At 38.2% G+C, this 24,403-nt stretch carries 23 protein-coding genes, 1 pseudogene and 1 riboswitch; of the genes and pseudogenes, 16 read left to right on the top strand and 8 right to left on the bottom strand.

Features of this window, described 5'->3' with window-relative positions:
- Positions 1-18: 18 nt before the first annotated feature.
- On the bottom strand, positions 19-411 hold the full coding sequence (locus tag RCJ95_RS19050) for a ribonuclease HI family protein (protein ID WP_274772523.1): 393 nt from the start codon (positions 409-411) through the stop codon (positions 19-21).
- Between the two features lie 186 nt (positions 412-597).
- Between RCJ95_RS19050 and RCJ95_RS19045 the strand changes: the two genes are divergently transcribed.
- Positions 598-789 carry a zinc-finger domain-containing protein gene (locus RCJ95_RS19045; protein WP_004269383.1) on the top strand — a complete coding sequence of 64 codons (192 nt, stop codon included), beginning with the start codon at positions 598-600 and terminating at the stop codon, positions 787-789.
- Positions 790-847: 58 nt separating this feature from the next.
- Here the strand turns inward: RCJ95_RS19045 and RCJ95_RS19040 are convergent, their stop codons facing one another.
- Together RCJ95_RS19040 and pepF are read right to left on the bottom strand one after the other, a co-directional pair.
- The gene (locus tag RCJ95_RS19040; protein WP_446722626.1) at positions 848-1,831 is read right to left on the bottom strand and encodes an SEC-C domain-containing protein; all 984 of its coding nucleotides are present in this window, start codon (positions 1,829-1,831) and stop codon (positions 848-850) included.
- Positions 1,832-2,058: 227 nt separating this feature from the next.
- Positions 2,059-3,873, bottom strand: a complete 1,815-nt coding sequence (gene pepF / locus RCJ95_RS19035) for an oligoendopeptidase F (RefSeq protein WP_446722625.1) — start codon at positions 3,871-3,873, stop codon at positions 2,059-2,061.
- Positions 3,874-4,090: 217 nt separating this feature from the next.
- Here pepF and RCJ95_RS19030 point away from each other — a divergent pair, with 217 nt between their 5' ends.
- Together RCJ95_RS19030 and RCJ95_RS19025 are read left to right on the top strand one after the other, a co-directional pair.
- Complete coding sequence (locus RCJ95_RS19030) at positions 4,091-4,531, top strand: Dps family protein (protein WP_004269386.1); 441 nt, start codon at positions 4,091-4,093, stop codon at positions 4,529-4,531.
- 188 nt (positions 4,532-4,719) lie between these two features.
- A complete protein-coding gene (locus tag RCJ95_RS19025; RefSeq protein WP_048390084.1) occupies positions 4,720-5,157 on the top strand; it encodes a general stress protein in 438 nt (145 codons plus the stop codon).
- A 115-nt stretch (positions 5,158-5,272) separates the two neighbouring features.
- Here RCJ95_RS19025 and RCJ95_RS19020 read toward each other — a convergent pair whose 3' ends face one another.
- Together RCJ95_RS19020 and RCJ95_RS19015 are read right to left on the bottom strand one after the other, a co-directional pair.
- A complete protein-coding gene (locus tag RCJ95_RS19020; RefSeq protein WP_369578546.1) occupies positions 5,273-5,629 on the bottom strand; it encodes a hypothetical protein in 357 nt (118 codons plus the stop codon).
- 133 nt (positions 5,630-5,762) lie between these two features.
- Positions 5,763-6,662: a DMT family transporter gene (locus RCJ95_RS19015; RefSeq protein ID WP_369578547.1), complete on the bottom strand. Its 900-nt coding sequence runs from the start codon at positions 6,660-6,662 to the stop codon at positions 5,763-5,765.
- 133 nt (positions 6,663-6,795) lie between these two features.
- On the opposite strand from RCJ95_RS19015, the gene RCJ95_RS19010 reads away from it, so the two are divergent.
- From RCJ95_RS19010 to RCJ95_RS18990, 5 genes and pseudogenes are all read left to right on the top strand, one after another.
- Positions 6,796-7,677 (top strand): LysR family transcriptional regulator, encoded by an 882-nt coding sequence (locus RCJ95_RS19010; RefSeq protein ID WP_369578548.1) that lies wholly within the window; start codon positions 6,796-6,798, stop codon positions 7,675-7,677.
- A gap of 71 nt (positions 7,678-7,748) precedes the next feature.
- Complete coding sequence (locus RCJ95_RS19005; RefSeq protein ID WP_274772534.1) at positions 7,749-8,420, top strand: phosphopantothenoylcysteine decarboxylase domain-containing protein; 672 nt, start codon at positions 7,749-7,751, stop codon at positions 8,418-8,420.
- Between the two features lie 102 nt (positions 8,421-8,522).
- Positions 8,523-9,125, top strand: coding sequence for a TetR/AcrR family transcriptional regulator (locus RCJ95_RS19000; RefSeq protein WP_274772536.1), 603 nt, complete (start codon positions 8,523-8,525; stop codon positions 9,123-9,125).
- Positions 9,109-10,202 (top strand): annotated as a pseudogene (locus RCJ95_RS18995) (DUF418 domain-containing protein). Before RCJ95_RS19000 ends, RCJ95_RS18995 begins: the two are co-directional and overlap by 17 nt.
- A 170-nt stretch (positions 10,203-10,372) precedes the next feature.
- Positions 10,373-10,468, top strand: a riboswitch (SAM riboswitch).
- Between the two features lie 70 nt (positions 10,469-10,538).
- The gene (locus tag RCJ95_RS18990) at positions 10,539-10,694 is read left to right on the top strand and encodes a YezD family protein (protein ID WP_004269393.1); all 156 of its coding nucleotides are present in this window, start codon (positions 10,539-10,541) and stop codon (positions 10,692-10,694) included.
- A gap of 89 nt (positions 10,695-10,783) precedes the next feature.
- Here RCJ95_RS18990 and RCJ95_RS18985 read toward each other — a convergent pair whose 3' ends face one another.
- The gene (locus RCJ95_RS18985; protein WP_221680738.1) at positions 10,784-11,269 is read right to left on the bottom strand and encodes a flavin reductase family protein; all 486 of its coding nucleotides are present in this window, start codon (positions 11,267-11,269) and stop codon (positions 10,784-10,786) included.
- Between the two features lie 149 nt (positions 11,270-11,418).
- On the opposite strand from RCJ95_RS18985, the gene RCJ95_RS18980 reads away from it, so the two are divergent.
- Complete coding sequence (locus RCJ95_RS18980) at positions 11,419-12,204, top strand: VOC family protein (RefSeq protein WP_221680739.1); 786 nt, start codon at positions 11,419-11,421, stop codon at positions 12,202-12,204.
- Between the two features lie 399 nt (positions 12,205-12,603).
- On the opposite strand, the gene RCJ95_RS18975 is transcribed toward RCJ95_RS18980, so the two are convergent.
- Together RCJ95_RS18975 and RCJ95_RS18970 are read right to left on the bottom strand one after the other, a co-directional pair.
- Positions 12,604-12,873: an amphi-Trp domain-containing protein gene (locus RCJ95_RS18975; RefSeq protein ID WP_446722624.1), complete on the bottom strand. Its 270-nt coding sequence runs from the start codon at positions 12,871-12,873 to the stop codon at positions 12,604-12,606.
- A 143-nt stretch (positions 12,874-13,016) separates the two neighbouring features.
- Positions 13,017-13,217 (bottom strand): cold-shock protein, encoded by a 201-nt coding sequence (locus tag RCJ95_RS18970; RefSeq protein WP_004269397.1) that lies wholly within the window; start codon positions 13,215-13,217, stop codon positions 13,017-13,019.
- A 213-nt stretch (positions 13,218-13,430) separates the two neighbouring features.
- Here RCJ95_RS18970 and RCJ95_RS18965 point away from each other — a divergent pair, with 213 nt between their 5' ends.
- The 7 genes from RCJ95_RS18965 to RCJ95_RS18935 all read left to right on the top strand — a co-directional run bounded on the left by RCJ95_RS18965 (position 13,431) and on the right by RCJ95_RS18935 (position 23,994).
- Positions 13,431-15,110 carry a formate--tetrahydrofolate ligase gene (locus RCJ95_RS18965; protein WP_221680741.1) on the top strand — a complete coding sequence of 560 codons (1,680 nt, stop codon included), beginning with the start codon at positions 13,431-13,433 and terminating at the stop codon, positions 15,108-15,110.
- A gap of 426 nt (positions 15,111-15,536) precedes the next feature.
- On the top strand, positions 15,537-17,573 hold the full coding sequence (locus tag RCJ95_RS18960; protein ID WP_274772549.1) for a hydantoinase/oxoprolinase family protein: 2,037 nt from the start codon (positions 15,537-15,539) through the stop codon (positions 17,571-17,573).
- Positions 17,574-17,576: 3 nt separating this feature from the next.
- Positions 17,577-19,256: a hydantoinase B/oxoprolinase family protein gene (locus tag RCJ95_RS18955; protein ID WP_221680743.1), complete on the top strand. Its 1,680-nt coding sequence runs from the start codon at positions 17,577-17,579 to the stop codon at positions 19,254-19,256.
- A gap of 12 nt (positions 19,257-19,268) precedes the next feature.
- Positions 19,269-20,021: an IclR family transcriptional regulator gene (locus RCJ95_RS18950; RefSeq protein ID WP_274772551.1), complete on the top strand. Its 753-nt coding sequence runs from the start codon at positions 19,269-19,271 to the stop codon at positions 20,019-20,021.
- Between the two features lie 22 nt (positions 20,022-20,043).
- A complete protein-coding gene (locus tag RCJ95_RS18945) occupies positions 20,044-21,618 on the top strand; it encodes an OPT/YSL family transporter (protein ID WP_221680745.1) in 1,575 nt (524 codons plus the stop codon).
- A gap of 16 nt (positions 21,619-21,634) precedes the next feature.
- Positions 21,635-22,678, top strand: coding sequence for an S-methyl thiohydantoin desulfurase domain-containing protein (locus RCJ95_RS18940; protein WP_274772554.1), 1,044 nt, complete (start codon positions 21,635-21,637; stop codon positions 22,676-22,678).
- Positions 22,679-23,379: 701 nt separating this feature from the next.
- Entirely contained in the window at positions 23,380-23,994 is a 615-nt protein-coding gene (locus RCJ95_RS18935; protein ID WP_221680747.1) for an HD domain-containing protein, read from the top strand.
- Positions 23,995-24,403 lie beyond the last annotated feature (409 nt).

The raw sequence follows: 24,403 nt of genomic DNA, 5'->3' as shown, positions 1-24,403 counted from the left end.
CAGTCCTGGGAAATGAGGCTAGGCATTTTTGCTTTGGATTGCTTTTCGTGCCAAGGCATCAGCCGCTTTGTTTTGTGAGTCGGGCACCCATTTGATAAAGAATAAATCAAAGCTAGTGACAAGCGCTAAAGCTTTTTCTAAATAAGGTTTAAATTCCTCATTTTTCACATATTCTTTTTCCATAGAAGCCACAACGATTTTGGAATCGGAACGCACCGAGACAAGAGGGGAGCCTAGCTTTTGTGCTTCTTCAAGACCACGAACCAATGCCGAAAATTCAGCAATATGGTTGTTTGTCTCACCAATATACTCGCTGATTTGGATATGGTGACCTTCACCTTTAATAAATACTCCTATCCCACTTGGCCCAGGATTTCCTGCACTGGCAGCATCTATATAAACTTCTAACATATTATCCCTACTTTGCGTTTTGACTTCATTATAATTGTACAACAAGGCTATGGTTTAAAGCATCCTTGTGAGCAATTCGTGTTGAAAAAAATACGTAGGAAGTAAACAAAATAGTTGCTTGTTGAAATTGAACGCTTCATAATAGTAGGAAGTGAATTTTGGACGTGAAAGGAGCGAGAGTTCTACATGGATAAAGTGACGGTTATGAAGGATATTGATGAACTGCATGATACGTATTGTTCGGATTGCTTAGTGATTAAGCAATTACGTAAAGAACGTGGTAAACCAGGGGCTCATCGTTTCTGCATTGAAGCCTGTTCAGTTGGAGAAAAGCTACAGTTCCTAGGGGAAGAACTTTTAAAAGTTTATAGTAAATAAACACATGAGAAAAAGCTACATGTATTAGCAAATACATGTAGCTTCTTTATTGTCATCATTATTTTGTTTCAGCATAGCTGCTTAGGTCTTGGTAATACTTTGTAAGAGAGGAAGCCGAAATATCAAATGTCGCAGCGATTTCTTTTACCGTCATAGAAAGGGACTCAAACAGCTCCTTTTCCTGACCGTAACGAATCGCACCAGCTGCAATGGCCGCTTCTTTACGCGCAGTCGGTTGACCTTCAATTAAATAGTCCTCTAAAAGCTCTAGCATCGGTGCTGTTTCACGCTCATTTTGCTCTAGGAAGTCTTTTACTTGTGTCAAGACATTGCTCTCAAAGTTTGAGAATTCCTCACCCTTATAGCCATTTGATACTAATAACTCCCAAAATGCTAGGTGCTCTTCTTTTAAGAAGGAGCCAACCTTCTTCTCTGAAGTCTCAAAGCGCTTCTTGAATTCTTCAAAGACCTTCGCATGATCCTCTGGGAAGAAAATCAGTGTGGACACAGCTAAATAATGAGCCGATTTCTTCGTTCCATCTGGTAATATGAAGGCAAATACATGCATACCTTCAGGAATCGGTTTGTTATTTTCACGTCGAATATAAAGCTCATCATTTGTAAGTAAATGATTAGCCTTGAAATATTTTTCCTCAACAACAGACACCGTACCAATAAATAAAGTCGGCTGAGACCAATCTTCAAGTACTTTGACTGTAGAAGGTCTTACCGCCTTTTTCTTCGTTTTCTTCAAATAATTTTTCCAAATAGATGGCTCTTGATGGAAGAAAAAGTCGTCTAAAGCGATGGCTTCAATTAGCTCTCGCTGTAAAACGCTCTCTAATTTAGGCTGCCATGTGCCCACATGCTCAATATAGGCACGAACATCTTTACGTTCTGGATATTCTAAGTAAAATGTTTGTAGCACACGCTCTAATTCTTCGATTTGTACTGCTTCCACTGTTACTTGTTGTTTGCCTTCACAACATTTTTTATATTTTTTGCCGCTACCGCATGGGCATGGATCATTACGTTTTACCATAATTAGAACACTTCCTTTAATCATTGTTAATCGTATATTGCTAAATAATTTGCGTACTCTTAATAATAACGGTACTTTTGTATGAAGAAAAATGATTGTCTATTTTGAAATATCTAAAAAATATAGAGGGACGCCCTGATTCTAGTATATGTACGTATTTTTCTACTTAGAACTAAAAAAAGAAAACGATCTATACCTTGAATAGGCAGGACCGTTTTCTAGTTAAATTATTGTTGAACCGCTTCGATTTCAACTGTCAGGCGTTCAAGCTCATCAATTAAATGGCCAATGTAGGCAATTGTATCACGAAGTGGTTGGTCGGTCGTAATATCAACACCAGCCATTTGCGCTAACTCCACTGGTGATTTTGTACCGCCAGCCTGAAGAACGGCTAGCCAATCTTCAACAGCTGGAGCGCCCTCTTTTAAAATACGTTGAGACACTTGTGTGGAGATGGTTAACCCTGCACTATATGTGTATGGATAAAGGCCCATATAATAGTGCGGCTGACGCATCCATGTGAGTTCAGCGCCTTCAGAAATAACGACTGTATCTCCCCAGAAATCTTCCAACACGGAACGTTTTAATTGATTGAGGATGGTTGCATTAACTGCTTCTCCAGCATCAATTAATTCATATACTTTGCGTTGATAGGCAGCTTCTAGTAAATGTGTCACAAAGTTATGATAATATGTTTTCGCTACAATATTGGAAATTACCCAACGTTTAAAGCGTAGATCTTCATTATGTGTTAGTAAATAATTCGCTAACAGCATTTCATTCATTGTTGATGGCGCTTCAATAAAGTACAAAGATGGTCGACTATTAAGATAAGATTGATGTTCATACGTATTTGCAAAATGCCCAGCATGACCAAGCTCATGAATAAGTGTAAAGACTTCATTCATTTGTTCATTCCATGACATTAAAATATAAGGATGGCTACCATACGGACTTGAACAAAATGCTCCTGTAGATTTTCCCTTGTTTGGAGCATAGTCAATCCAACGTTCATTAAAGGCTCTCTCCATTAATTGATTATAGTCTTTACCCATAACGGCTAATGCCTTTTCAACATATTCTTTTGCCTCAGCCATCGATAATCTTGGATCATAATCAGGGTCAAGTGCAATTTTTAAATCTGCAAATGTCATTTGGTCGATTCCGTTGGCTTTTTGGATTAACGTTGCATAGCGACGCATATGTGGGGCAAGCTCTTTTGTAATTAAATCAATTTGACGATTATAAAGTGAACGATCGACATCCTGATCAAATAGTAAATAGTCAATGATAGAATTAAAGCCTCTTAGGTCAGCCATTGTTTTTTCTTGTTGAATATGTGTGTTATATACTTGTGCCGTTGTATGCTGGTAATCGCGTAGCTTGCTTGAAAAAGCTTGAAAGGCAGCACGGCGTACATCTGTATTTGCTTCAAACTCCCAGTCATTTTCGTAAAGCACGAAGCTAAGGGGATGCTTTTCACCATTGGCTTCAAATTCGCCAAAATCCATGTCCACTAATTTCGTCGTATTGTACGTTTTATATGGCGCGTCAAATGTGGCACTGAAGGCTGCCAGCGCTTTTTCGACTTCAGGATGGAGCTGGTGTGGTTTTCGTTTTAATAATTCCTCTAGATATCGTTTGTAAAGAGGGCTTAATGTCGCTGCTTCTTGTAAAACAGCTTCATCCAATGCCAGTAACTCGCTGCGCACGAAGGATAGTGCACTGCTGACTTTTCCGATAGCTGTACCAAACTTTGCAGCACGCATTTGTGCTACATCATTTGTGCGATCTGTCTCAAGATTTAAGCTTGCATATGTGCCAATCGGAACAAACTTTATTTGTAGCTCTTCAAAGGCTGTTAACACGTCGATTACTTTTTGTGCATGTGTAATCGTACCTTTGTATTGCTGCTCAAAGCTAAGTGCATCTTCCACTAATTGGGCTAAGGTAGGTTCAAAATCAGCCTCATTGCACAATAAATCTGTTAAATCCCAAGTTTCCTCTACTGCAACATCTTTTCGTAATGGTAAAACTTTCATTTATGGACACCCCTTTACATATAAGTGATTTCATTATAACGAAACTATTTCGGAAAGTGAAATAATTTCATAGAATAGTTGAAATATTCTTACTCTAAATCGTTTCTCATGAAGGATGTTTGAAATATTGTCGGTCGGGAACAATGAGTGTATAGCCAACATCTTTTATGACTCATACTAATGGCTAGAACAAGACATATTGGAGGAGAAATTGATTATGGCACAAAACTTAAACAAACAATTAAATAAGCTAGTGGCGACATGGTCTGTGCTTTATACAAAGCTACACAATTATCATTGGTATGTCACAGGTCCAGCCTTCTTTACACTGCATGCAAAATTTGAAGAGCTATATAATGAAACAACATTGAATTTAGATGAAATAGCAGAGCGTATTTTATCAAAGGATGGCAAGCCAGTGGCAACATTAAAAGAGCATCTAGAGCTATCCTATGTAGAGGAAGCAACAGGTGAAGAAACGACAGAGGACATGGTTGCAACGACAATCTCAGATTTCCAAAAGCTGATGAAAGCATTAAATTCTACAATGGAGCTAGCCGCAGAAGAAGGAGACGACCGTACAGAGGATTTACTCAATGCCATGTATCAGTCTCTTGAAAAGCATACATGGATGTTAAAAGCCTTTCTTGACAAGTAAACATTGACAATTTGCATGCTGGAGAAGACATTCTCTCCAGCATGCTTTTTTTCTGCCCAACGCGTTATGTCAAATCAGCAACATAGTTTAAGGCAATTTAACAATTATTACAGTTTAGTAAAAAGGGTTTGTTTGTGTGTAGAGCGGGTAATTACCTAGTAAGCCATACAACATAGGAGGAATTGAACATGATGAATGAACAAAATCCAAAAATTGAGGTGGCCCATACAAGGGATGAAATGCTTCACATTTTAGAGAATATGCGAATGGAAGGTTATCACCAAGACGATATTCATATTATTGCGAGAGATCCCCAACAGTTTGAGGATGTAAAGTGGGATGCCGATGTGCAAACGCATGAGGCTGGAAATTGGGTAGACCAATTTAAATCTTGGTTTACAGGCGACTCAGCCGTTACAGAGGGTTTAAAACGATTTAATCTGTCAGAGGGACAAATCGCTTACTATGCGCATCTTGTAGAACAAGGAAGTATTGTCTTATATGCAGAACATGAGGATGATGTTGATACACTCCAAACTTATCCAGAGACTGCTGAAGAGCAAGAGGAGCGTTTAAGAAATCAACAGCGTATGGCAGAGGCAGAGCAATATAGAAGATTTTTATAATGAGTCAAACGATCGAGATATGACTATTTCTCGATCGTTTGAATATAGACAAAGTCGATTCTTTCGACTTTGTCTATTATTTTATCTAGCGTTTCTTGAAAAGAAGGGCAGTTTTTTAAATGCCATCTTTATATTTAGAAATGTTATTCTTCGCATTTAGTATTGAAAGAATAGGATCACTTGTTTTCTTTTTAAAAGGTTGCGAAAACAGGTCTTGTAAATTAGTAGATTCTCCAATGTCAAGGCTTTGTTTAGTTTCCATGAGGAGAACCCTTTGTCCTGTTGGTTTGACAAGGTATTGACGTACATAGCCATTTTCGTGTCTGACCTCAATTTTCGATTTGCTCTTTTTTTCGTCTTCCACTTCACGGTCATCCACATGTCTCATTAAATCCAGTAAGTTTTGTGTTTGAATCGGTTGATTGTCCTTGGTTGGTAAATAATGTGTTGTATGTAAGGTTTGAATTTGCATGTATGAATCTCCTTTATTTTCGTTCTGTAAAAATTATACTATTTTACAAGTAATCGTGCTATAAATTCAATACATAGTAAAAGGAAGCTTGAGAAATAACTCTCAGCTTCCTTTTTTATTCAAATACACTATCTTATTGTATGACTTTTTCCTGTGCATCCTTTTTCATAAAACGTAATACATGGAAATGCTCTAATTGTGCTACTAAATTCCCTATAAGAATGAAGCTGCCACCAATTATTAATTTCATTGTTATGCCTTCTCCGATAAACATCATGGCAAACATAGCGGCAAAAATTGGTTCTAAGGAGAATATAAGACCTGTATGTGTAGCAGAAGTATACTGTTGTGCAACAGTTTGACCAACAAAGCAAAACGCACTACAGATGATGCCAAGCCCTAAAATAGCAATCCAGGATATTGCTGAATTTGGCATTGTTGGTGTTTCGAATAGAAAGGTTAACACAAGTGCATAAATACCAGCAAAGCCAAGCTGATAAATTCCGTAGGAAATGGACTCTACATTTCGTGTGAATGAGCTATTTAAAAGTAAATAAATTGAATAACATAACGCAGCAATTGCTACTAATAAATCACCTTTATGGAATGTGAATGAGCCGTGTGCTGTTAAGACGGTAATACCAATCATGGTACAAATGATCGCAAAGCTAACTGCTCGAGAAGGTAATTTTTTTTCAATAAAGCTGCTGAAAATCGGCACTAACACGACCGTTAGGCTCAAGATGAAGCCAGCATTTGAAACAGAAGTAGATTGTAAACCAAATAAACTTAACGCGAACACAATGAATAATAAAAATCCTTGAATAGCCGCATATTTTAATGTTTTACCATTTACTTTGATCATCCGTTTGTAAAAAATAAGTCCTGCTACGAAAAATGCGATGATACAACGTAATGCCACCACATTATAAACTGCCAACGTTTCTAGCCCCATGACCATAAAGGTATAAGAGAGCCCCCAAAACATTGTGACAATAACCATCAATACATTTGCTTTTCCTTGGATATTCATTATGTTCACCTACCATCTGTGTACTAAAACAGTTTTATACTAAAAATTACTATATATCTTGTGTTGTGATTAGTAAAACGAATGTTTATAATGAATAGGATTAAAAAAATTCATGTATATAGAGGGATTGCGGATGAGCTTAGTTAAATATGAGATTTTAACAAAGGTGGCAGAGGTGGCAAGCTTTACAAAAGCAGCTGATGCGCTAGGGTTAACACAATCTGCTGTGAGTCATGCCGTGTCGAGTTTAGAAAAAGAGTTTGGCTTTGCGCTCATTCATCGAAGTCGTGTGGGTGTGACATTAACGAGTGAGGGACAAACAATGCTAAGGGCAATGCGTCAGGTTTTGGATGCTCAGGAATTATTGCAACAGGAAGCAGCTCACATTCATGGCGTGACAAGAGGTAAGGTTCGAATTGGTGTGATATCGAGTATTTCTTCCAATTGGATGCCAGAAATTGTTCGGATTATGGATAATCAATTTCCAGGGATACAGGTGGAGTTACGAGAGGGAGATTACTATGAAATTGAACAATGGCTCTTAAGTGGTGAAGTAGAAGCAGGGTTTTTGAATGGTCAAAAGTCAGAGCAATATCAGTTCACTGAGCTCCAACAAGACCCATTATTATGTATTGTTTCGGATAAAAGTCCATTGTTTGATAAGACAGAAATTGATATCGTAGATTTAGAGGATATACCATTTATCATGACTTCCTATAAAGGGACAAATGATGTCAAGGTGCTATTAGAGCAATATCATGTCAAGCCGAATATCCGCTTTGAGCTTTCTGAGGAGGTAGGGATTCTTTCCATGATTTCTCATCATTTAGGGATCAGTATATTACCTCAGTTGGTTATTCAAAATTTACCGCCAACATTGAGAGCGATTCCGTTAAAGCAAGGTGGCTACCGAACGATTGGTATTGCCATGAAACACCATGCTTCGCCAGTCACAAAGAAATTTGCAGAGATATTAAGTGCTTGGCTAAAAGAACAAAACAGCTCCCTAAAATAGTGGCTATTGAAGCCTATCCTTACATTACGTTAAAATAGTATTTGTATATATTTCAGAAAATAGGTGAGTGTATGGGGACATTACAGGGCAAAACCGTACTCATTACAAGTGGGGGAACACTTGAAAAATGGGATCGTGTACGAGGTCATACGAATTTATCAAAAGGCACAATGGGGTGTTATTTAGCAGAGGCGGCGCTGTCTGCTGGCGCTAACGTAGTTTACATGCATGGTTACTTTGCACAGCTCCCAGAAAACCAAAATGATATGACATTGATACAATTTGAAGGTATAGAGGATTTAGGACAAAAGGTGCGTCATGCAGTTCAACAACATGTCGACATCGTCATTATGGCGGCTGCTGGCTCTGATTGGGTCATTGACAAAGTGTATGATCAATCAGGTAATTTAATGGAGGAAACGGGGAAAATGCCTTCTGACGAACCACCTATTATTCATTTTAAAAAAGCGCCAAAAGTATTAGGTCAAATTAAGGGATGGCAACCGAATGTAACGTTAGTAGGCTTTAAGCTCGAAGCAACTAATGATGAGGAATTTTTGTTAGCTCGTGCCAGACTGCGTATGGAAACAGCCAATGCTCAATTTATGGTAGCAAATAGCTCTCAGTCTTTATATGGGGGGGATGAACCTCATTGGATTGTACCTGCTGATGGACAGCCTCTTAAAGTAATGGGCAAGCAAAAAACAGCAGAAGCTTTAATGTTGTATTTACAAAATCAATAAATGTGAACTGTGTAGAGAAACATTTCTACACAGTTTTTTCTTGTCTAAAAGGATAGGATCCTATAATATTTACTTAACGGTCGGTAAAAAAGGAGGGTAATAATGGGAAATAAAGAACAAACTTTTCAAAAGATTATAGAAATTGCTTATGGGATGTTTGCGGAAAATGGGTTTGAAAAAACAAGCTTAGCAATGATTGCTACAGAGGTCGGTATTTCAAAACCAGCCATTTACTATTATTTTCAATCAAAAGATCAATTAATTGCTTTCATATTTGATGAATTATATAAAGAAATTCAACATGATGTCGCTGTGGATTATAAAGAGCTTTCTTCCGCTAATTTTAAGGAGGAATTACTTAAGCTAGGCTATAATTCTATTGAGGCACAGGACAAGGACCCTTATTTTAATAAAATATTTAATCAATATGTACTATTAGCAGCTCGCGATGAAAACTATAAAAGACAATTAGTAGAGCTAGAAACCAGCTTTTTAACCAGCTTTGTTGCTATCCTACGATATGGCGTACAGCTAGGAGTGCTAGAGGATACTCCCCATCTAGAAGCGAAGGCCCAGATGCTAGCCCTGGTCTATGATAATATCGGTAATTTCATGTTAACAGGCAACCAATTGAACTATCGGGCTATTTGGAAGGAGGCAGTACATAGCGTTATTCAAGGGGGCAAAAATGATAAAGGGAAATAATGATCGGCGCATTGAAGGTCTTGATTTTGCAAGAGCTCTCGCCATGCTTGGCATGTTCATTGTCAATTTTGGCGTCATAACAGGTTCTACAACGAATGGTTCAAGATGGTTAATTGCTTTCAACATCTTTTCGAGGGACGTGCTTCGGCCGTATTTGTCATGCTAGCAGGGATAGGGACAGCCTTCATGACTCGTCAAGCTAGAGAGAGTAAGGACCCAATCCTTCTTCGTCAGAATCGACTTACTTTGTGGAAGAGGGCGCTTTTGTTATTTACGATAGGGATAATATTGTATGCGATCGGCTGGACGGGAGATATATTACATTATTATGGCGTGTATATGTTTGTTGCTGCTTGGTTGATTGCCCAATCCAAGAAAATGATGATCTTCATAATTGGTGCCATCCTTATCCTTTCACAATGGCTCCAAATTCAATTTAGTTACCTTGCTGGTTGGCATCCAACATATGTGTTACTAGAGTATCTTGATTTTTGGACACCAGCAGGATTTATAAGAAATTTGATGTTTAATGGCTATCACCCTCTATTCCCCTGGATTTGCTTCTTTCTGATAGGTATGGTAATGGGCACATTAGATTTAACAAATCATACATTAAGAAAAAACTTACTGGTGACAGGTTTATTGCTAGTTATCATGACTGAGACTTGTTCTACGTTATTCATTAAGCTGACAACCATTCATTTATTAGATGTAGAGAGTGCATTGTATTTATTTGATACAGGACCGATTCCACCGAATGTGATGTATGTCCTATCTAATTCGGCTTCGGCTATTGTCATCATCGTGGGCTCCATCTATCTTGTAGAGACATGTAAAAATAAAGTAATTCAATCTTTCATATTAACAGGACAAATGTCTTTAACGCATTATGTTGGCCATGTTGTTATAGGCATTGGAATACTAATTATTTGCCAAAAGCTGGAGAACCAAACACTTGCTTTTTCCATGCTGTATGCCTGCTGTTATTTTTTAGGATGTGTCGTGGTTTCTGTATGGTGGAGGACTAAACATCATCGAGGCCCACTTGAATTCATGATGAGGAAATGGAGCTTGTAATAAATTAATGGATTGCCATCTATTTCTCACTGACTAGGCATAAAATACTTTAGGTATAGGGAGTCTTTTAATCTAAACGACATATTGCATAGTATTCAACTAGGTTTTCTAATATTTTGTATTGACATTCCTATAGCAGAATTATAGAATTATTTTCAAGAAACGCAGTACTCTTATCAAGAGAGGTGGAGGGACTTGGCCCAATGAAGCCTCGGCAACCGAACAACAGGTGCCAAATCCAACAGATGGTGTCTGAGAGATAGGAGGGGCTATCAATCAGTTTGATGCGTTGGCCTCTTTATGAACAATAAGGATAAAAAAGAAGGGGTGTATCGTATGGCTCAGTCAGTAAAAGTAGATGATAAGAAACTAGAGGCAATTGCGAAGGCGATTCAAAATCTTGAATTTGGTGAAGTGCATATTACGATTCAAGATGGTGTGATTGTGCAAATTAATAGGCTTGAAAAGCAGAGATTTCCGCAGAAAAAATAACAATGATTTCAGTAGAACTTATGTCAAACGGCCACCTATAAGCATGAAGGATTTCCTGTGCTTACAAGTGGCCTTTTTTTGTGTAAAGGCTAGCTATAAAAGCTTTTTGGTATGGGACCGATATGGCGGCGATGATACAGCAAAGGCTCTTTTTGAGCATTTGTAATGTCTACGACCTGCCCAATAAAAATGGTATGGTCGCCAGCATCGATTTGCTGAAATGTTTTACATTGTAAATTAGCTGCGGTATCATGTAAAATCGGTAGTCCTAAAGAGGAAGTTGACCATGATGCTTGTGCAAAGCGATCAGGGATTTTACTAGCAAATAGTGTACATAAATGCTCTTGATCACTCGCTAAAATATTGACCGCAAAATTTGGCGCAGTCGTGAAATAGGGATGGAGCTGAGATTTTTTATCGAGTGACCACAAAATAAGGAGCGGGTCGATTGAAACAGATGCAAAGGAATTGACGGTTAAGCCAATCGGTTTTGTGTCATGACATGTCGTGACAACTGTTACGCCTGTAGGATAATTACCTAATGCCAATTTAAAAGCAGCTACTAAATCTGTCATTCAAATCACCTCTTTATGAAATTAGTGAACGGAGTTTGTAGGTAAACGAAACTTTTTTTCATATCCTACTAGTAACTCCTTTTCTTGAGTAAATTTTAAACTAATCAAACATACAGGTAAAGGTAATGGGGAAAGAAAGGGGAATGGCCATGACTTTATATTTTGATCATCTGGTTCATCAAGTGGAGTCACCAGAAAATATAAAGGTTTTCTTCAATAAACGAAATGTCCATACAGTGAATGGTGGGCAGCACACGATGTGGGGGACTTATAATACGTTAAGCTACTTTGGCTTAAGCTACATTGAACAAATTGCTATCTATGATCGTGATTTATTTGAGCAAGCGGCACAATACCCATATTCCCTACATTATACGTTTAAACGTGATCAAGAGCGCCAGGGATTTTCTCGAATTGCTCTGCGCACAAAAAATATTGACGAAGAGGGTCGACGCTTGCGAGCATTGGGCTATGAAGTATATGGACCAGATGCATGTAGCAGAACAAGACCAGATGGCACGGTGGTAGAATGGAAGCTACTGCATTTTGGTAAGCCAGATTTGCCAATTGATTTTCCATTTTTAATTGAATGGGCGGAGGAAAATGAAGAGCGTTTGGTTCAATTAAAGGCAAGTGGTGCCATTGATGTAAAACAGGCTATCACGATGGAATCCGTCCAATTCTACGTCAAGGACATGCAGGCAACAGTAAAACTGTGGCAAGAGGTGTTACAGCTACCAGTGCCTACGCAGTATGAGCAGTATATGTCACTACAGCTACCGAATATGCGTTTAGATTTCTATGAGGAAGAGAGTGCGATGGCAATGACACTTGGTCATGTCAAAGAGGGACCATTTGGTGTGACATTAAAGGATCCTAAACGAACAAAGGAAACATTAGTTTGTCCTGGTGCTTTTTATTGGATAAATCGATAATGAGAAAAAGGCTGGAACATAAGCTAAATAATCTCTAAATTAACAAAACATGATAACTAGGAAAACCGAACTATTCCAAAACACTTCGTGAGCATTTCAGTGGATAGTTCGGTATTTTTGTTGGCTGAAACACTTTTGACCCAGCCACTTTACATAGTGTTGAAAACAAAAATATCCATAGAATTTCTAATGCAGGCTACTTGCTTTCCTGTGGGCGAGCCGCTTCCTCCGCTATCGCTACAATCCACTCACTTTTTAGCAAAGGTGTTCACTACTCATTTTATCGAGAGGTGCTGTCACCCATCACTTTTCTAAAAGGTCTTTTTCTAGTGACATGATCTTTATTCAACAATGGAAAAATCCACTTCAACAGAGAAGTGGATTTTCGTTGCCTATTATTTATTCAATTGTCATTTTTTTCGATGTTTCTGTACCTGTATACCAATCAAATTCAATTTCAAATGAATGCTTGTCGCCCTTTTTTGTATAGGAGTAGTCGATTTTGAGCTGTTCACTTGGGCTGACAACTGTTGGCTCTGTTTCTTGAACAAAAGTGAATTCACCATTTTCTTTAAGCTTTTTTGCAATCGTTTCCAGTGTTGTTGCAAATTCTGCTACACTTTGTCGTTCTTTATGCTTCAAAATAACTTCAGTCATTGGTTTTTGCATCGAAATCCCTCCTTACGTATTCTTACTTCTATTATAGCATGGAGGGGGCATTCAGCTTAAAACAACACAAAAAGCGGATGAAGAAAACGATGCATTTCCTAATCCGCTGCTAATCTGGAACTACACGGATAGCCCCATTATGCTTATAGTTTTACAACATTTGATGCTTGGGGTCCACGATTGCCTTCCACAACATCAAATGAAACCTTTTGACCTTCTTCAAGTGTACGGAAGCCTTCCTCCTGGATGCCCGTAAAATGAACAAATACATCTTCGCCATCATCACATTCAATAAAGCCATAACCTTTTTCATTATTGAACCACTTTACGATCCCCTGTTGCATAAGCATTCGCCTCCAATGCGCTTGAATGTAAAATAAAGTTAAATAAATGGTGCTCTCATTGTGAAAATGTGAAAAAATTGCATTTTCTCTTAGAACATACAGGAATTGAGCAAAGATGTCAATTGATTGACGAAATGCTTGTATATCTGGCTTTCTTTTTTTTCACAATTAAGACTATAATGGAAATGAACAACATAGAAAGTAGGATGCCAAATGACAACGAAAAATCAACCATTATCAGATTTAGAAATCGCTAGTCAAGCAGTGATCAAACCTATTACGGAAATTGCCAATGCTGCGGGTATTCCAGAGGATGCTCTTGAGCAGTATGGACGCTACAAAGCAAAGATTGACCCATTAAAAATTACTGCTCAGGGCGAGGATGCAAAGGTAGTATTAGTATCAGCTATTAGTCCAACCCCTGCTGGTGAAGGAAAGTCGACTGTGACTGTTGGACTGGCAGATGCCCTTCATCAATTAGATAAGAAGGTGATGGTCGCATTACGTGAACCATCATTAGGTCCAGTCATGGGCGTAAAAGGTGGCGCAACTGGCGGAGGTTACGCACAAGTTATACCAATGGAGGATATTAATTTACATTTCACTGGCGACCTTCATGCGATTACAACAGCTAACAATGCTTTATCCGCATTTATTGATAATCATATCCACCAAGGAAATACACTCAACATTGATCCACGACGCATTATTTGGAAGCGTGTCATGGACTTAAATGATCGTGCCCTTCGTAAGGTAGTGGTGGGATTAGGTGGTCCTGTTCAAGGCATGCCGCGTGAGGATGGCTTTGATATTACGGTTGCCTCTGAAATTATGGCGGTATTCTGTTTAGCAACAAGCATTGAGGATTTACGTGAGCGCATCGCTAGTATCGTGATTGGCTATACTTTCGAGCGTGAGCCTGTCTTTGTGCGTGATTTACAGGTAGAGGGTGCCTTAACACTTTTATTAAAAGATGCCTTCAAGCCAAACTTAGTTCAAACATTAGAGGGAACACCTGCTATTATTCATGGTGGTCCATTTGCGAATATTGCCCACGGCTGTAATTCCATTATGGCGACTCAAACCGCTCGTAAGCTAGCTGATATTGTGGTGACAGAAGCGGGCTTCGGCTCTGATTTAGGTGCTGAAAAATTCATGAACATTAAAGCTCGTAAGGGAGGCTTTAAACCAAGCGCAGTTGTCATTGTAGCGACAATTCGTGCCCTAAAAATGCATGGTGGTGTTCCAAAAACATCACTTGTCGGTGAAAATGTGGAAGCACTTCTACAAGGGATTGAGAACTTAGCTAAACATGTAGATACAGTTCGTACATTTGGCGTTGAACCAATTATTGCCTTGAATCGTTTTATCACGGACACAGAGGCTGAGCTAGAAGCTGTTCTGCACTGGTGTCAAGAAAATCATGTTCGCATTGCCCGTACAAATGTCTGGGAAGAGGGCGGTAAAGGTGGTCTAGCCTTAGCTGAGCAAGTACTAGCTGTGCTAGAGGAAGAAAACAACTTCTCTCCTTTATATGATGTAACAGAGTCGATTGAAGAAAAGGTGCGTACGATTGTGCAAAAGGTATATGGCGGGAAAGATGTACAATTTACAGACCAAGCCAAAAAACAAATTGCCCAAATCGAAAAATTCGGCTGGGACTCTCTTCCAATTTGTATGGCGAAAACCCAGTATTCTTTATCAGACCAACCAAGTTTACTTGGTCGTCCAGAAGGCTTTACCATCACAATTCGCGAAGTTATTCCAAAGCTTGGTGCAGGCTTCTTAGTTTGTCTAACTGGCGATATTATGACAATGCCAGGACTTCCAAAAGCACCAGCTGCTCTACGCATGAATGTCGATAATGAAGGACATGCGGTAGGATTGTTCTAAACGATATTAAAGCTGCCTAACTAAATGGGCAGCTTTTTTTGATAATTTTGGTAAACATCGTTCGCAAAATCATCAACTGTCTACAACGCAAATATGGTATAAAAGTAAAATTTAGGATGATTACTTTATCTACCCCTTGAGTAAAAATTCGAAAATATTAATTTTTTTAAGATTCTAGTGAAAACTAGGATCTTTTTTGTGTTGCAAAAAAATCATGAGAACTTTCCTTATATAAATGTGTTTGGTATTTTTTATCAATATTTATCTGATATTGGAAAGATAGAGCGGATTTTTACAACGAAGGATAATTGTCAAATGAATTTTTATTTAAAAAATACATTGAATTTTCTTTTTATTTTAAATATAATTTATTTAATTCTAATTCGGAACACTGTACCGATAATAGGAACACGGAGGGATGAAGTCTTGAAAATCGCAACAGATATTGGCGGTACTTTTACTGACCTAGTTTTTACAGATGAAAAAGGAAATCTTCATTTTGATAAGGGACATACGACACCTGGTCACTTTGAGGATGGCATATTAAATGTATTAGGGCGACATGTAACGGAAGATTCTTTCATTGAATCATTTATTCATGGATCGACGGTTATCATCAATACATTAACGGAAAGAAAGGGGGGCGTAGTTGGGTTAATTACAACAAAGGGTTTCCGTGATGTTATAGAAATTGCTCGTGGAAATCGACCAGACTTATATAACTTTAAATATAAAAAGCCAGAACCATTTGTAGAGCGTTATTTACGTCAAGAAATCGATGAGCGAATCGACTTTAAAGGAAATATTATGAAAGCGCTTAATACCGAGGAAGTTGACGTGATCGTTCATCAATTTAAGGAATTGGGTGTTGAGGCAATCGCCATTTCCCTCATACACAGCTATAAAAATCCAATTCATGAACAACAGTTAAAAGAAGCCATTTTAAAAATTTGGCCTGAGGTATATATCACACTTTCAAGTGAAACGATTAAAGAATACCGTGAGTATGAAAGAACAAACACAACAGTCCTCAATTCTTATGTGAAGCCAATTGCACATGCCTACTTAAAAAGCCTAAAAGAGAAATTAAGCACAATTGGCATTACAGACCATTTAAAAATTATGCAATCGAATGGCGGGACTACAAGCTTTGATAAAGCAATGGAGCTGCCGATTAATCTTGTAGAATCTGGTCCTGTAGCAGGTATGTTTGGAGCTGCAAAATTAGGTCAACTTCTCAAAGAATCCAATATTATCGCTTTTGATGTTGGTGGGACGACAGCAAAATGTTCGCTTATTACAGATGGCAAAGTCAATGTCACAACAGATTACTATATTGAAAGAAATGAAAAATTTGCGGGCTATCCAATTAAAACACCAGTAGTAGATATTGTGGAAATCGGAAATGGTGGTGGCTCCATCGCACGTGTAGATCAGTTTGGCTCATTAAAGGTTGGACCAGATTCTGCTGGGGCAAATCCAGGGCCTGTAGCATATGGCTTAGGGAATACACAGCCAACAATTACAGATGCCAATGTTTATTTAGGAAGATTATCCTTAGAAAACTTTGATAACCCAGTATCCATTGACAAAGTGGAGGAGGCTCTTGTTGAAGCAATTGCGAAACCATTTAATGTGTCAGCAGAAGAAGCAGCACAAGGTATTTTAGATATTGCAAACTCCAATATGTTAAATGCACTGAAGCTGATCTCTATTCGTAAAGGCTATGACCCTGAAGACTTTACAATGGTAGCATTTGGCGGTGGTGGTCCACTACATGCGATTAATTTAGCAGAAGAACTTGGTATGAAAAAAGTCATTATTCCTTATGGCTCATCCGTCTTCTCAGCATTAGGAATGATGATGACCGAATATCGACAAGATTACATTCAAACAAGTTTAATGAACTTTGACAAAGACCATCTTGCGGCTATCCAAGAAAATATTGATCAAGTGATTGCCACTGCCTATGCAGATGCACCATTATCAAAGGATCATTATTATTTTGAAATTAATTATGATTTACGCTACAAAGGTCAAGAGCATGCCGTTAAATTAAATGCATCAACTATTACGCTTGATGAAGAGGGGCTACTTGCATTAGCTGAAGCCTTCCATATCAAACATAAACAAGAGTTTTCTTTTGATTTACCAGCTACACCAATTGAGTTAGTCAACTTACATCTTACAATCTACGGGAAAGATGAGGCGGTTCAATTTAAAGAGCTAGACTTCTCTCATATCGACAATTCCACATGTATAAAGGCACAACGCAATTTATATGTGAAGGGAACAGGATGGGTAGAGGTCAATGTCTTTGACCAACAAAAATTAGTACCTGGCTATGTCATTACAGGTCCTGCAATTGTGGAAAATCCAACATCTACGGTCGTAATCAATAACAAGCAATCGATTGAAATTGATCAATACGGCAACTTGATTGTAGAGATGGAGGGGAAATAAAACATGAAAAAAGATGTTTTTGCAGTAGAAATTATTCAAGATTCATTGCTAGCTATAGGCGATGAGATGTTTGTTGCCCTAGCACGCTCTTCTATGAGCCCAGTTATCTATGAGGTATTAGACTATGCTTGTGGATTAACAGATGCCAAGGGTAATTTAATTAGTCAAGGAAACGGTGTAACGAGTTTTATTGGGATGTTAAGTCCAATGGTACAGCGTGTAATTGAAAAGTTTGATAATGGGAAAAAACTACACGAAGGTGATGTCATTATTATCAATGACCCTTATGTTGGAGGCGGCTCACATTTATCGGATGTGGGCTTAGTTCTCCCTATTTTCTACAACGGTGAAATTATTGCGTACTCTGCCAATAAAGCACACTGGACAGAGGTAGGGGGCATGGACCCGGGTTCGTTTACAAGTAATTCTAATGAAATCTATCAGGAAGGTTTACAGCTACCAGGTGTCAAACTTTATCATCAAGGTGAGTTGAACGATGCAGTCTATGAAATTATTTCTACGAATGTTCGTTTACCAGAGCTTTCAATCGGTGATATGTTTGCACAAGTAGCCGCCTTAAAAACAGGTGAAAAACGAATCGCAGAGCTTTGTCAGAAGTTTGGTGCGGAATCGGTGAAATTGTCCATTCAAAAATTATTGGACAAGGGTGAGAAAATTGTAGAGTATGAGCTTCAACACCTACCTAAAGGTGAATTTTATGCGGAGGATTTTATTGAAGGGGACCCATTAAAGGGTGGACCTTATCCAATAAAAGTGAAAGTCACAATTAGTGATGAGGCGTTTATTTGTGACTTCAGAGGCTCACATCCTGCAGTCAATGTGCCAATGAACTGTTCTCAATTTGGTTTAATGGCAAGTGTGCGCGTTATGTTCCTAGCATTACTTGGCGATATTGACGTAATTAACGAAGGTGTTTTTAAACGCTTAACGATTATCACAGATGACAATTCCATTGTTTCCGCTAAACGTCCACATCCTGTGTCTATGAACTTTGAGGCACGTATTGGGGCAGCTGATCTCATTTGGAAAGCTCTTGCGCCGCATTTACCAGAACGCTTATCGGCAGGGCATTTACAATCTGTTTGTACGTTTATTCTCACTGGAAAAAATCCTGATAATGATGAGTCATTCCTAATTGTAGAGCCATCTGTTGGTGGCTGGGGAGCTGCGAATGATGAGGATGGGCAAAGCGGGCAATACTGTATGGGAGATGGTGAAACATATAATCTTCCAGTTGAAATTGCAGAAACAAAATACGGTATTCAAATTGATGAATATAGCTTAAATTGTGACGGTGCTGGTGCTGGTCAATTTAGAGGTGGCTTAGGTGTTCGTCGCGTTTATACAGTCAATCATGATGGTCAAAAGGTTTCTGTGAACTTAGGTAGACATCAATTCGCGCCATTCGGCTTAAATGGTGGTGGAGAAGGCTCTCACAACTATTTAATCATTCATAAAAAGGATGGAACGAAAATTGGACCAGTGGGCGTACTTGCCAATTATGAATTGCAAAAAGGCGACCGTATTGAGCTTGTGACAGCAACGGGCGGCGGGTATGGTCCTCCACATGAAAGAAGCTCAGAGGCCATTAAACGTGATTTATTAAATGAATATATTTCTGTAGATGTAGCGAAAGAGCGATACGGTTATCAAAACGTTTAAAGGGAGAAATAGATGACTGTCAAGACATTAAAAAACTCATTGGATATACTAGAATGCTTTGCAACGAAAGAAAGTGCATTAGGTGTTCGTGAAATTTCACGCATGATGAAACTGCCGACAAGTGTCGTGCAAAGAACCATTAATACATTTACAGAAGCAGGTTATTTAATACAGGATGAACACACGAAAAAATATAAATTAGGTTATAAAATGTACCTTTTTTATGATGTGTTATCGAATTCAAAAGACCCTCACTCGACCATTTATGAATTGATGCAAAATCTTGCCAGTGAAATCAATGAATCAGTATTTCTTACTTATATGGACAATGAATACGGTGTCACAACGAAAATAGCCGAAAGTAATAAAAATGTAAAGTATGCGGTGTCTTTAGGAACAAAGACACCCCTTTACATCGGTGCTTCCTGTAAGGTCATGTTTGCTTATTTAGAGGAGGACAGACAGCTGGAGTTAATGGCCTTCTTTCATGAGGAACAATCGAAGGAAGAGCAGGTTTCTTTCCTAGCGTCATTAAAGGAAGAGCTGCAACAAATTCGCCAAAACAACTGGTGTGTTACCGTCGGGGAGTATAATGAACATGCATTTGGCATCAGTGTACCGTTATTTAACTATAAAAAGGAAATCACTGCATCTCTTACAATTTCTGGGTTAGTATATGATTTAGATGATCAAAGGGAGAAAAATATGCTTGAACAGTTAGTGAAAGTAGCTCAGCAAATTCAATCACACATTTCAAAATTATAACAACAATAGGGGAGCTGACACTATGAATAATAAAGTATTACATCCAAGGGCTTTAGAGCCTGTAACTCTACTAATGATCGTCTTAACATCTGTTGTGGGGGCAATTATTGGGATACAGCTGATTACGACTTTAGGGATTTCTGCCAATACATCAATCGTTGGGGCAATATTTGCGATGATTCTTGGAAGAATACCGATTGGCAAGCTAATTGCCTTTAAATCTGTACACAGACAAAATATTATTCAAACAGCCATTTCGGCAGCAACGTTCAGTGCAGCAAGTAGTTTAATGTTGCCAATTGGTATTCCATATGTATTAGGCTATGAAAATTTAGTATTACCATTGTTTATCGGTGTCATTTTAGCGATGTTTGTTGATGCTTTATTATTATATAAATTTTTCGATACAAAGATTTTCCCAGCAGCAGGTACTTGGCCACCGGGAATTGCAACAGCTGAAGCCATTAAGGCGGGCGATAAAGGTGGTAAGAATGCAAAAGTATTAATTGGTGGTGTGTTAATTGGTATCGTGGGATCTGTTTTGAAAATTCCAATGTCAGCTTTTGGGGTAGCGTTCATCGGTAATATTTGGGCACTGACGATGTTTGGTGTTGGGCTTTTATTAAGAGGCTATTCTGTTCAATTATTTAATGTTGACTTAAATGCTTACTATATTCCACATGGCGTTATGATTGGTGCTGGGATTGTAGCACTTTTCCAAGTAGCTTTTGCCTTATTGAATAAAAAGTCGGCTAAAAAGTCAGAAGAGTTAAGCTATTCAAAAGATGCAAAAGAAATTCGCCAAGCATTTGGTGTTGGTTTTATAGCTTATTTAGCCATTGCTCTATTAATCGCTATTTTAGGTGGTATTATTTCACACATGTCTTTCGGTATGTTAATAGGATTCATCATCTTTGCAACGATTGCTGCATTTGTCCATGAGCTAATTGTGGGTATCGCAGCGATGCATGCGGGTTGGTTCCCAGCATTTGCAGTGGCATTTATTACATTGATTGTTGGTATTTTAATTGGTTTCCCAGCGCCAGCACTTGCATTACTAGCAGGGTATAGTGCTGCTACAGGGGTAGCGTTTGCGGATATGGGCTATGACTTAAAAACTGGTTTCATTTTACGTGGTAATGGTAGTGATGTTGCATTAGAAAAAGAAGGTCGCAAGCAACAATTGATTGCTGGTATGCTAGCTTTTGCAATTTCGGCAGTTGTAGTACTACTATCCTATAAATCTTATTTTGCACAGGATTTAGTAGCACCTGTTAACCATGTGTATGCAGCAACAATTCAATCGGGCGTTACAGGCGATGTAGCAAAACAATTAATGATATGGGCGATTCCAGGTGCATTAATTCAGCTCATCGGTGGTTCAAAACGTCAAATGGGTATCTTATTTGCAACAGGTCTATTACTTGTCAATCCAATTGCTGGTTGGGCTGTCCTAGTTGGTATCTTACTACGTGTAATTTTCACATATGTGACGAAAGGTAAGAGAGAATCTGAAATGACAGTATTTGCAGCAGGTGTTATTGCCGGAGATGCTTTATATAGCTTCTTCACTTCTATTATCAAAATAGGGAAATAGAAAGGGGGAATAAAGGATGACAAAAGTATTGTCCTATGAGGATGGGATTGCGGCCGTTTATGGAGGAGCAATCCTTGGCGGAGGCGGCGGTGGTCTCCTAGAGGAAGGACTCAAGCTAGTTGAGGAAATCTTTGCAGCAGGTGAACCTCAAATGGTGGATATTACCGAATTAGATCAAGAAGATTTAGTTGCCTGTGTGGCAATGGTAGGTGCGCCATCAGCGGTCGATCAATATATTTCAAATGAACAGCTTTGTTGGAGCTATCGTAGTATGAACAACCATATCAATCAACGTCTAAAGGGCATCATTACCAATGAAAATGGTGCCATCACGACGATCAATGGCTGGTTGCAGTCAGTTTTATTAAATGTACCTGTTGTGGATGCTCCCTGTAATGGACGAGCACATCCAACGGGAATCATGGGTTCTTTAAATCTTCATGAACAAGAAAAATATCAATCCGTACAATTTTATGCAGGAGGAAAAGATGACTTCGCGGTCCATGGCTTTGTGGAAGGAAATTTACACAGCACCGCAAAGACAGCACGCCAAGCTTCTATATTAGCAGGCGGACTAGTAGGGGTCACTCGAAATCCTGTGACGATTGACTATTTACAAAAACATGGCGCACCAAATGCGATCACTATGGCCATAGAACTTGGCTATCGCTTCTTAAATGGGCAAACCTTTGAAGAAAAGTTAGCCCATGTGTTGCAATATTTGAATGGCGTGCACATCGTATCAGGTGCCGTCACAAATTATTCGTTAACAAAGGAAAATGGCTTCGATGTAGGGGAATTATCAGTGGGTGATTACCATCTGACGTTCTGGAATGAATATATGACATTATCGAAGGAAGGACAGGTACAATCCAAATTCCCAGACCTCATCATGACGTTCGATACAGAGAAAATGATGCCAGTTCCAAGTGCAAGTATTAAAGAGGGAATGCATGTCGCAGTGATACATGTAGACCAATCTAACTTAAAATTAAGTACAACCATGCAAAACAAGGCTCTATTGCGGGAAATTGATGAAGTGATCAAAGGCGTTCTATGAAATAAGAAAACAAAACAGTAAAAGCTGCCATCATCTACTTGAATGTAAGATGGGCAGCTTTTATTTGTCCTTCAGCGGGATGGTAATACATTTTATCACAATCGTTCCTACTTCCTTTTTCACTTCATACATTGATGGCTTAAATGAATTTCTTACTGATTTGCACAACTCATCGAACGTGGTATTCACAAGCTGCAAGCAATTATCGTGTACGATTTTCAATAAAGGGAGGAGCTACGTTCATACATAATCAAGGAATTGACTAGAAGAAGGTAACAACCAGTAATGAAAAAACAATGCACTTCTGCTACAACTGGCGAAATCCTTTTGGTCATGCAACAAACTAACTTGTTGTTCACATTTTCGGCATGTACATTTGGCTATGCGGGTTAAACAAAGAATTTCTAAGGGAAAGTGTTCACTTTTATTTGTTTAGATGATAGGTTTTCAATACGCACGTCATCTTTTAAACAGGTTATTCAATTGTAAGCCCGCTGAAGTTAATGTTAAATCTGTTAAACACACAGCTGTTGTACATTGCTGAAAAATATGAGGTACAGAACAGATAGCTGTTCTGTACGTTTATCATACAATATTCTGAAAAATTAGTCAATTGAAATAGATATGATTTTTAATTTTTCTAGATTACCTCTTATGTAATAAAATACAGTATAATTTGTAGGAAAGGATGAGTGTAGACTATGAATCATTTAATGAATAAAGTACGTGAAATATATGAGCAATTTGATGCTAGTCATGATTTTCAACATATTGAGCGTGTCTATCAAAATGCATTAGCTATCCTACATAGCGAGCCAACAGCAGATGAAGAAGTTGTGAAAATAGCTGTACTTTTACATGATGTCAGTGACAAAAAGTATACCGATAGCAAGGAAAAGGAAGAACAGCTTATTGCGGAATTACCTGTTAGCGAGGGAAAAAAGCAACATATTCGAGATTGCATCGCTCAAGTGTCATTTAATGGTGGGAATGAGTTAGAAGCAACATCATTGGAAGCAAAAATCGTCCGAGATGCAGATCGTTTAGATGCGATTGGTGCTATTGGCATTGCCAGAACATTTGCTTATGGTGGAGCAAAAGGTCGCAAGCTTTATGATAAGGAAGAAGAAGTACGCACAAATATGTCAGAGTCCGAATATCGTCAAAAAAATACCGCGTCTGTTACTCATTTTTATGAGAAATTATTACTGCTAAAAGATTTAATGGTGACGGAAAAGGGCAAGCAAATGGCACTTGAACGTCATCAATTTATGGAAAGTTTTTTAAAGCAACTGAAGCACGAAATCGGTCAGTAGCACATAATACAAAAACCGCCTTTTTTAAAATAATATAGGGTAAATAGTATAACAAAACAAAACCAGACCTTATGTTTAGAGGATTTAAGTTTGATTATATATAATCAAACTTTATAATCAAACTTTTCGTATATAAAAATACATCCATTAAATCTTTATTGAGATAATGGATGTATTTTTTATTGTGGTTTTTTAAATAAAGATTGATGATTTATAATTAAGTTCGATCATTTATAATAAAGTTTGATAAAAAAACTGTATGGAATGCAGTTTTCTTATTCCACAAAACCAGCTAATAGTTGTCAAGATTTTTCAATAAAAAAATTAAAACTCGCATGATATACTAAAAAAGGGTACAGCAAATAAGCCTTCCTCTTTAAAATTGGAAGGTTTTTCTCAATGTACTTAA

It is taken from the genome of Lysinibacillus sp. BSL11 (assembly GCF_052928325.1).
This window is presented reverse-complemented; position numbering and strand designations above follow the sequence as displayed.

Coding starts and splice junctions, on each gene's coding strand:
- RCJ95_RS18935 (WP_221680747.1), top strand. CDS start 23,380: ATGAATCATTTAATGAATAAAGTACGTGAAATATATGAGCAATTTGAT.
- RCJ95_RS18940 (WP_274772554.1), top strand. CDS start 21,635: ATGACAAAAGTATTGTCCTATGAGGATGGGATTGCGGCCGTTTATGGA.
- RCJ95_RS18975 (WP_446722624.1), bottom strand. CDS start 12,873: ATGCAAAAACCAATGACTGAAGTTATTTTGAAGCATAAAGAACGACAA.
- RCJ95_RS18955 (WP_221680743.1), top strand. CDS start 17,577: ATGAAAAAAGATGTTTTTGCAGTAGAAATTATTCAAGATTCATTGCTA.
- pepF (WP_446722625.1), bottom strand. CDS start 3,873: ATGAAAGTTTTACCATTACGAAAAGATGTTGCAGTAGAGGAAACTTGG.
- RCJ95_RS19020 (WP_369578546.1), bottom strand. CDS start 5,629: ATGCAAATTCAAACCTTACATACAACACATTATTTACCAACCAAGGAC.
- RCJ95_RS18950 (WP_274772551.1), top strand. CDS start 19,269: ATGACTGTCAAGACATTAAAAAACTCATTGGATATACTAGAATGCTTT.
- RCJ95_RS19000 (WP_274772536.1), top strand. CDS start 8,523: ATGGGAAATAAAGAACAAACTTTTCAAAAGATTATAGAAATTGCTTAT.
- RCJ95_RS19015 (WP_369578547.1), bottom strand. CDS start 6,662: ATGAATATCCAAGGAAAAGCAAATGTATTGATGGTTATTGTCACAATG.
- RCJ95_RS18965 (WP_221680741.1), top strand. CDS start 13,431: ATGACAACGAAAAATCAACCATTATCAGATTTAGAAATCGCTAGTCAA.
- RCJ95_RS18945 (WP_221680745.1), top strand. CDS start 20,044: ATGAATAATAAAGTATTACATCCAAGGGCTTTAGAGCCTGTAACTCTA.
- RCJ95_RS18970 (WP_004269397.1), bottom strand. CDS start 13,217: ATGCAACAGGGGATCGTAAAGTGGTTCAATAATGAAAAAGGTTATGGC.
- RCJ95_RS19045 (WP_004269383.1), top strand. CDS start 598: ATGGATAAAGTGACGGTTATGAAGGATATTGATGAACTGCATGATACG.
- RCJ95_RS19010 (WP_369578548.1), top strand. CDS start 6,796: ATGAGCTTAGTTAAATATGAGATTTTAACAAAGGTGGCAGAGGTGGCA.
- RCJ95_RS18985 (WP_221680738.1), bottom strand. CDS start 11,269: ATGACAGATTTAGTAGCTGCTTTTAAATTGGCATTAGGTAATTATCCT.
- RCJ95_RS19040 (WP_446722626.1), bottom strand. CDS start 1,831: ATGGTAAAACGTAATGATCCATGCCCATGCGGTAGCGGCAAAAAATAT.
- RCJ95_RS19005 (WP_274772534.1), top strand. CDS start 7,749: ATGGGGACATTACAGGGCAAAACCGTACTCATTACAAGTGGGGGAACA.
- RCJ95_RS19050 (WP_274772523.1), bottom strand. CDS start 411: ATGTTAGAAGTTTATATAGATGCTGCCAGTGCAGGAAATCCTGGGCCA.
- RCJ95_RS19025 (WP_048390084.1), top strand. CDS start 4,720: ATGATGAATGAACAAAATCCAAAAATTGAGGTGGCCCATACAAGGGAT.
- RCJ95_RS18990 (WP_004269393.1), top strand. CDS start 10,539: ATGGCTCAGTCAGTAAAAGTAGATGATAAGAAACTAGAGGCAATTGCG.
- RCJ95_RS18980 (WP_221680739.1), top strand. CDS start 11,419: ATGACTTTATATTTTGATCATCTGGTTCATCAAGTGGAGTCACCAGAA.
- RCJ95_RS19030 (WP_004269386.1), top strand. CDS start 4,091: ATGGCACAAAACTTAAACAAACAATTAAATAAGCTAGTGGCGACATGG.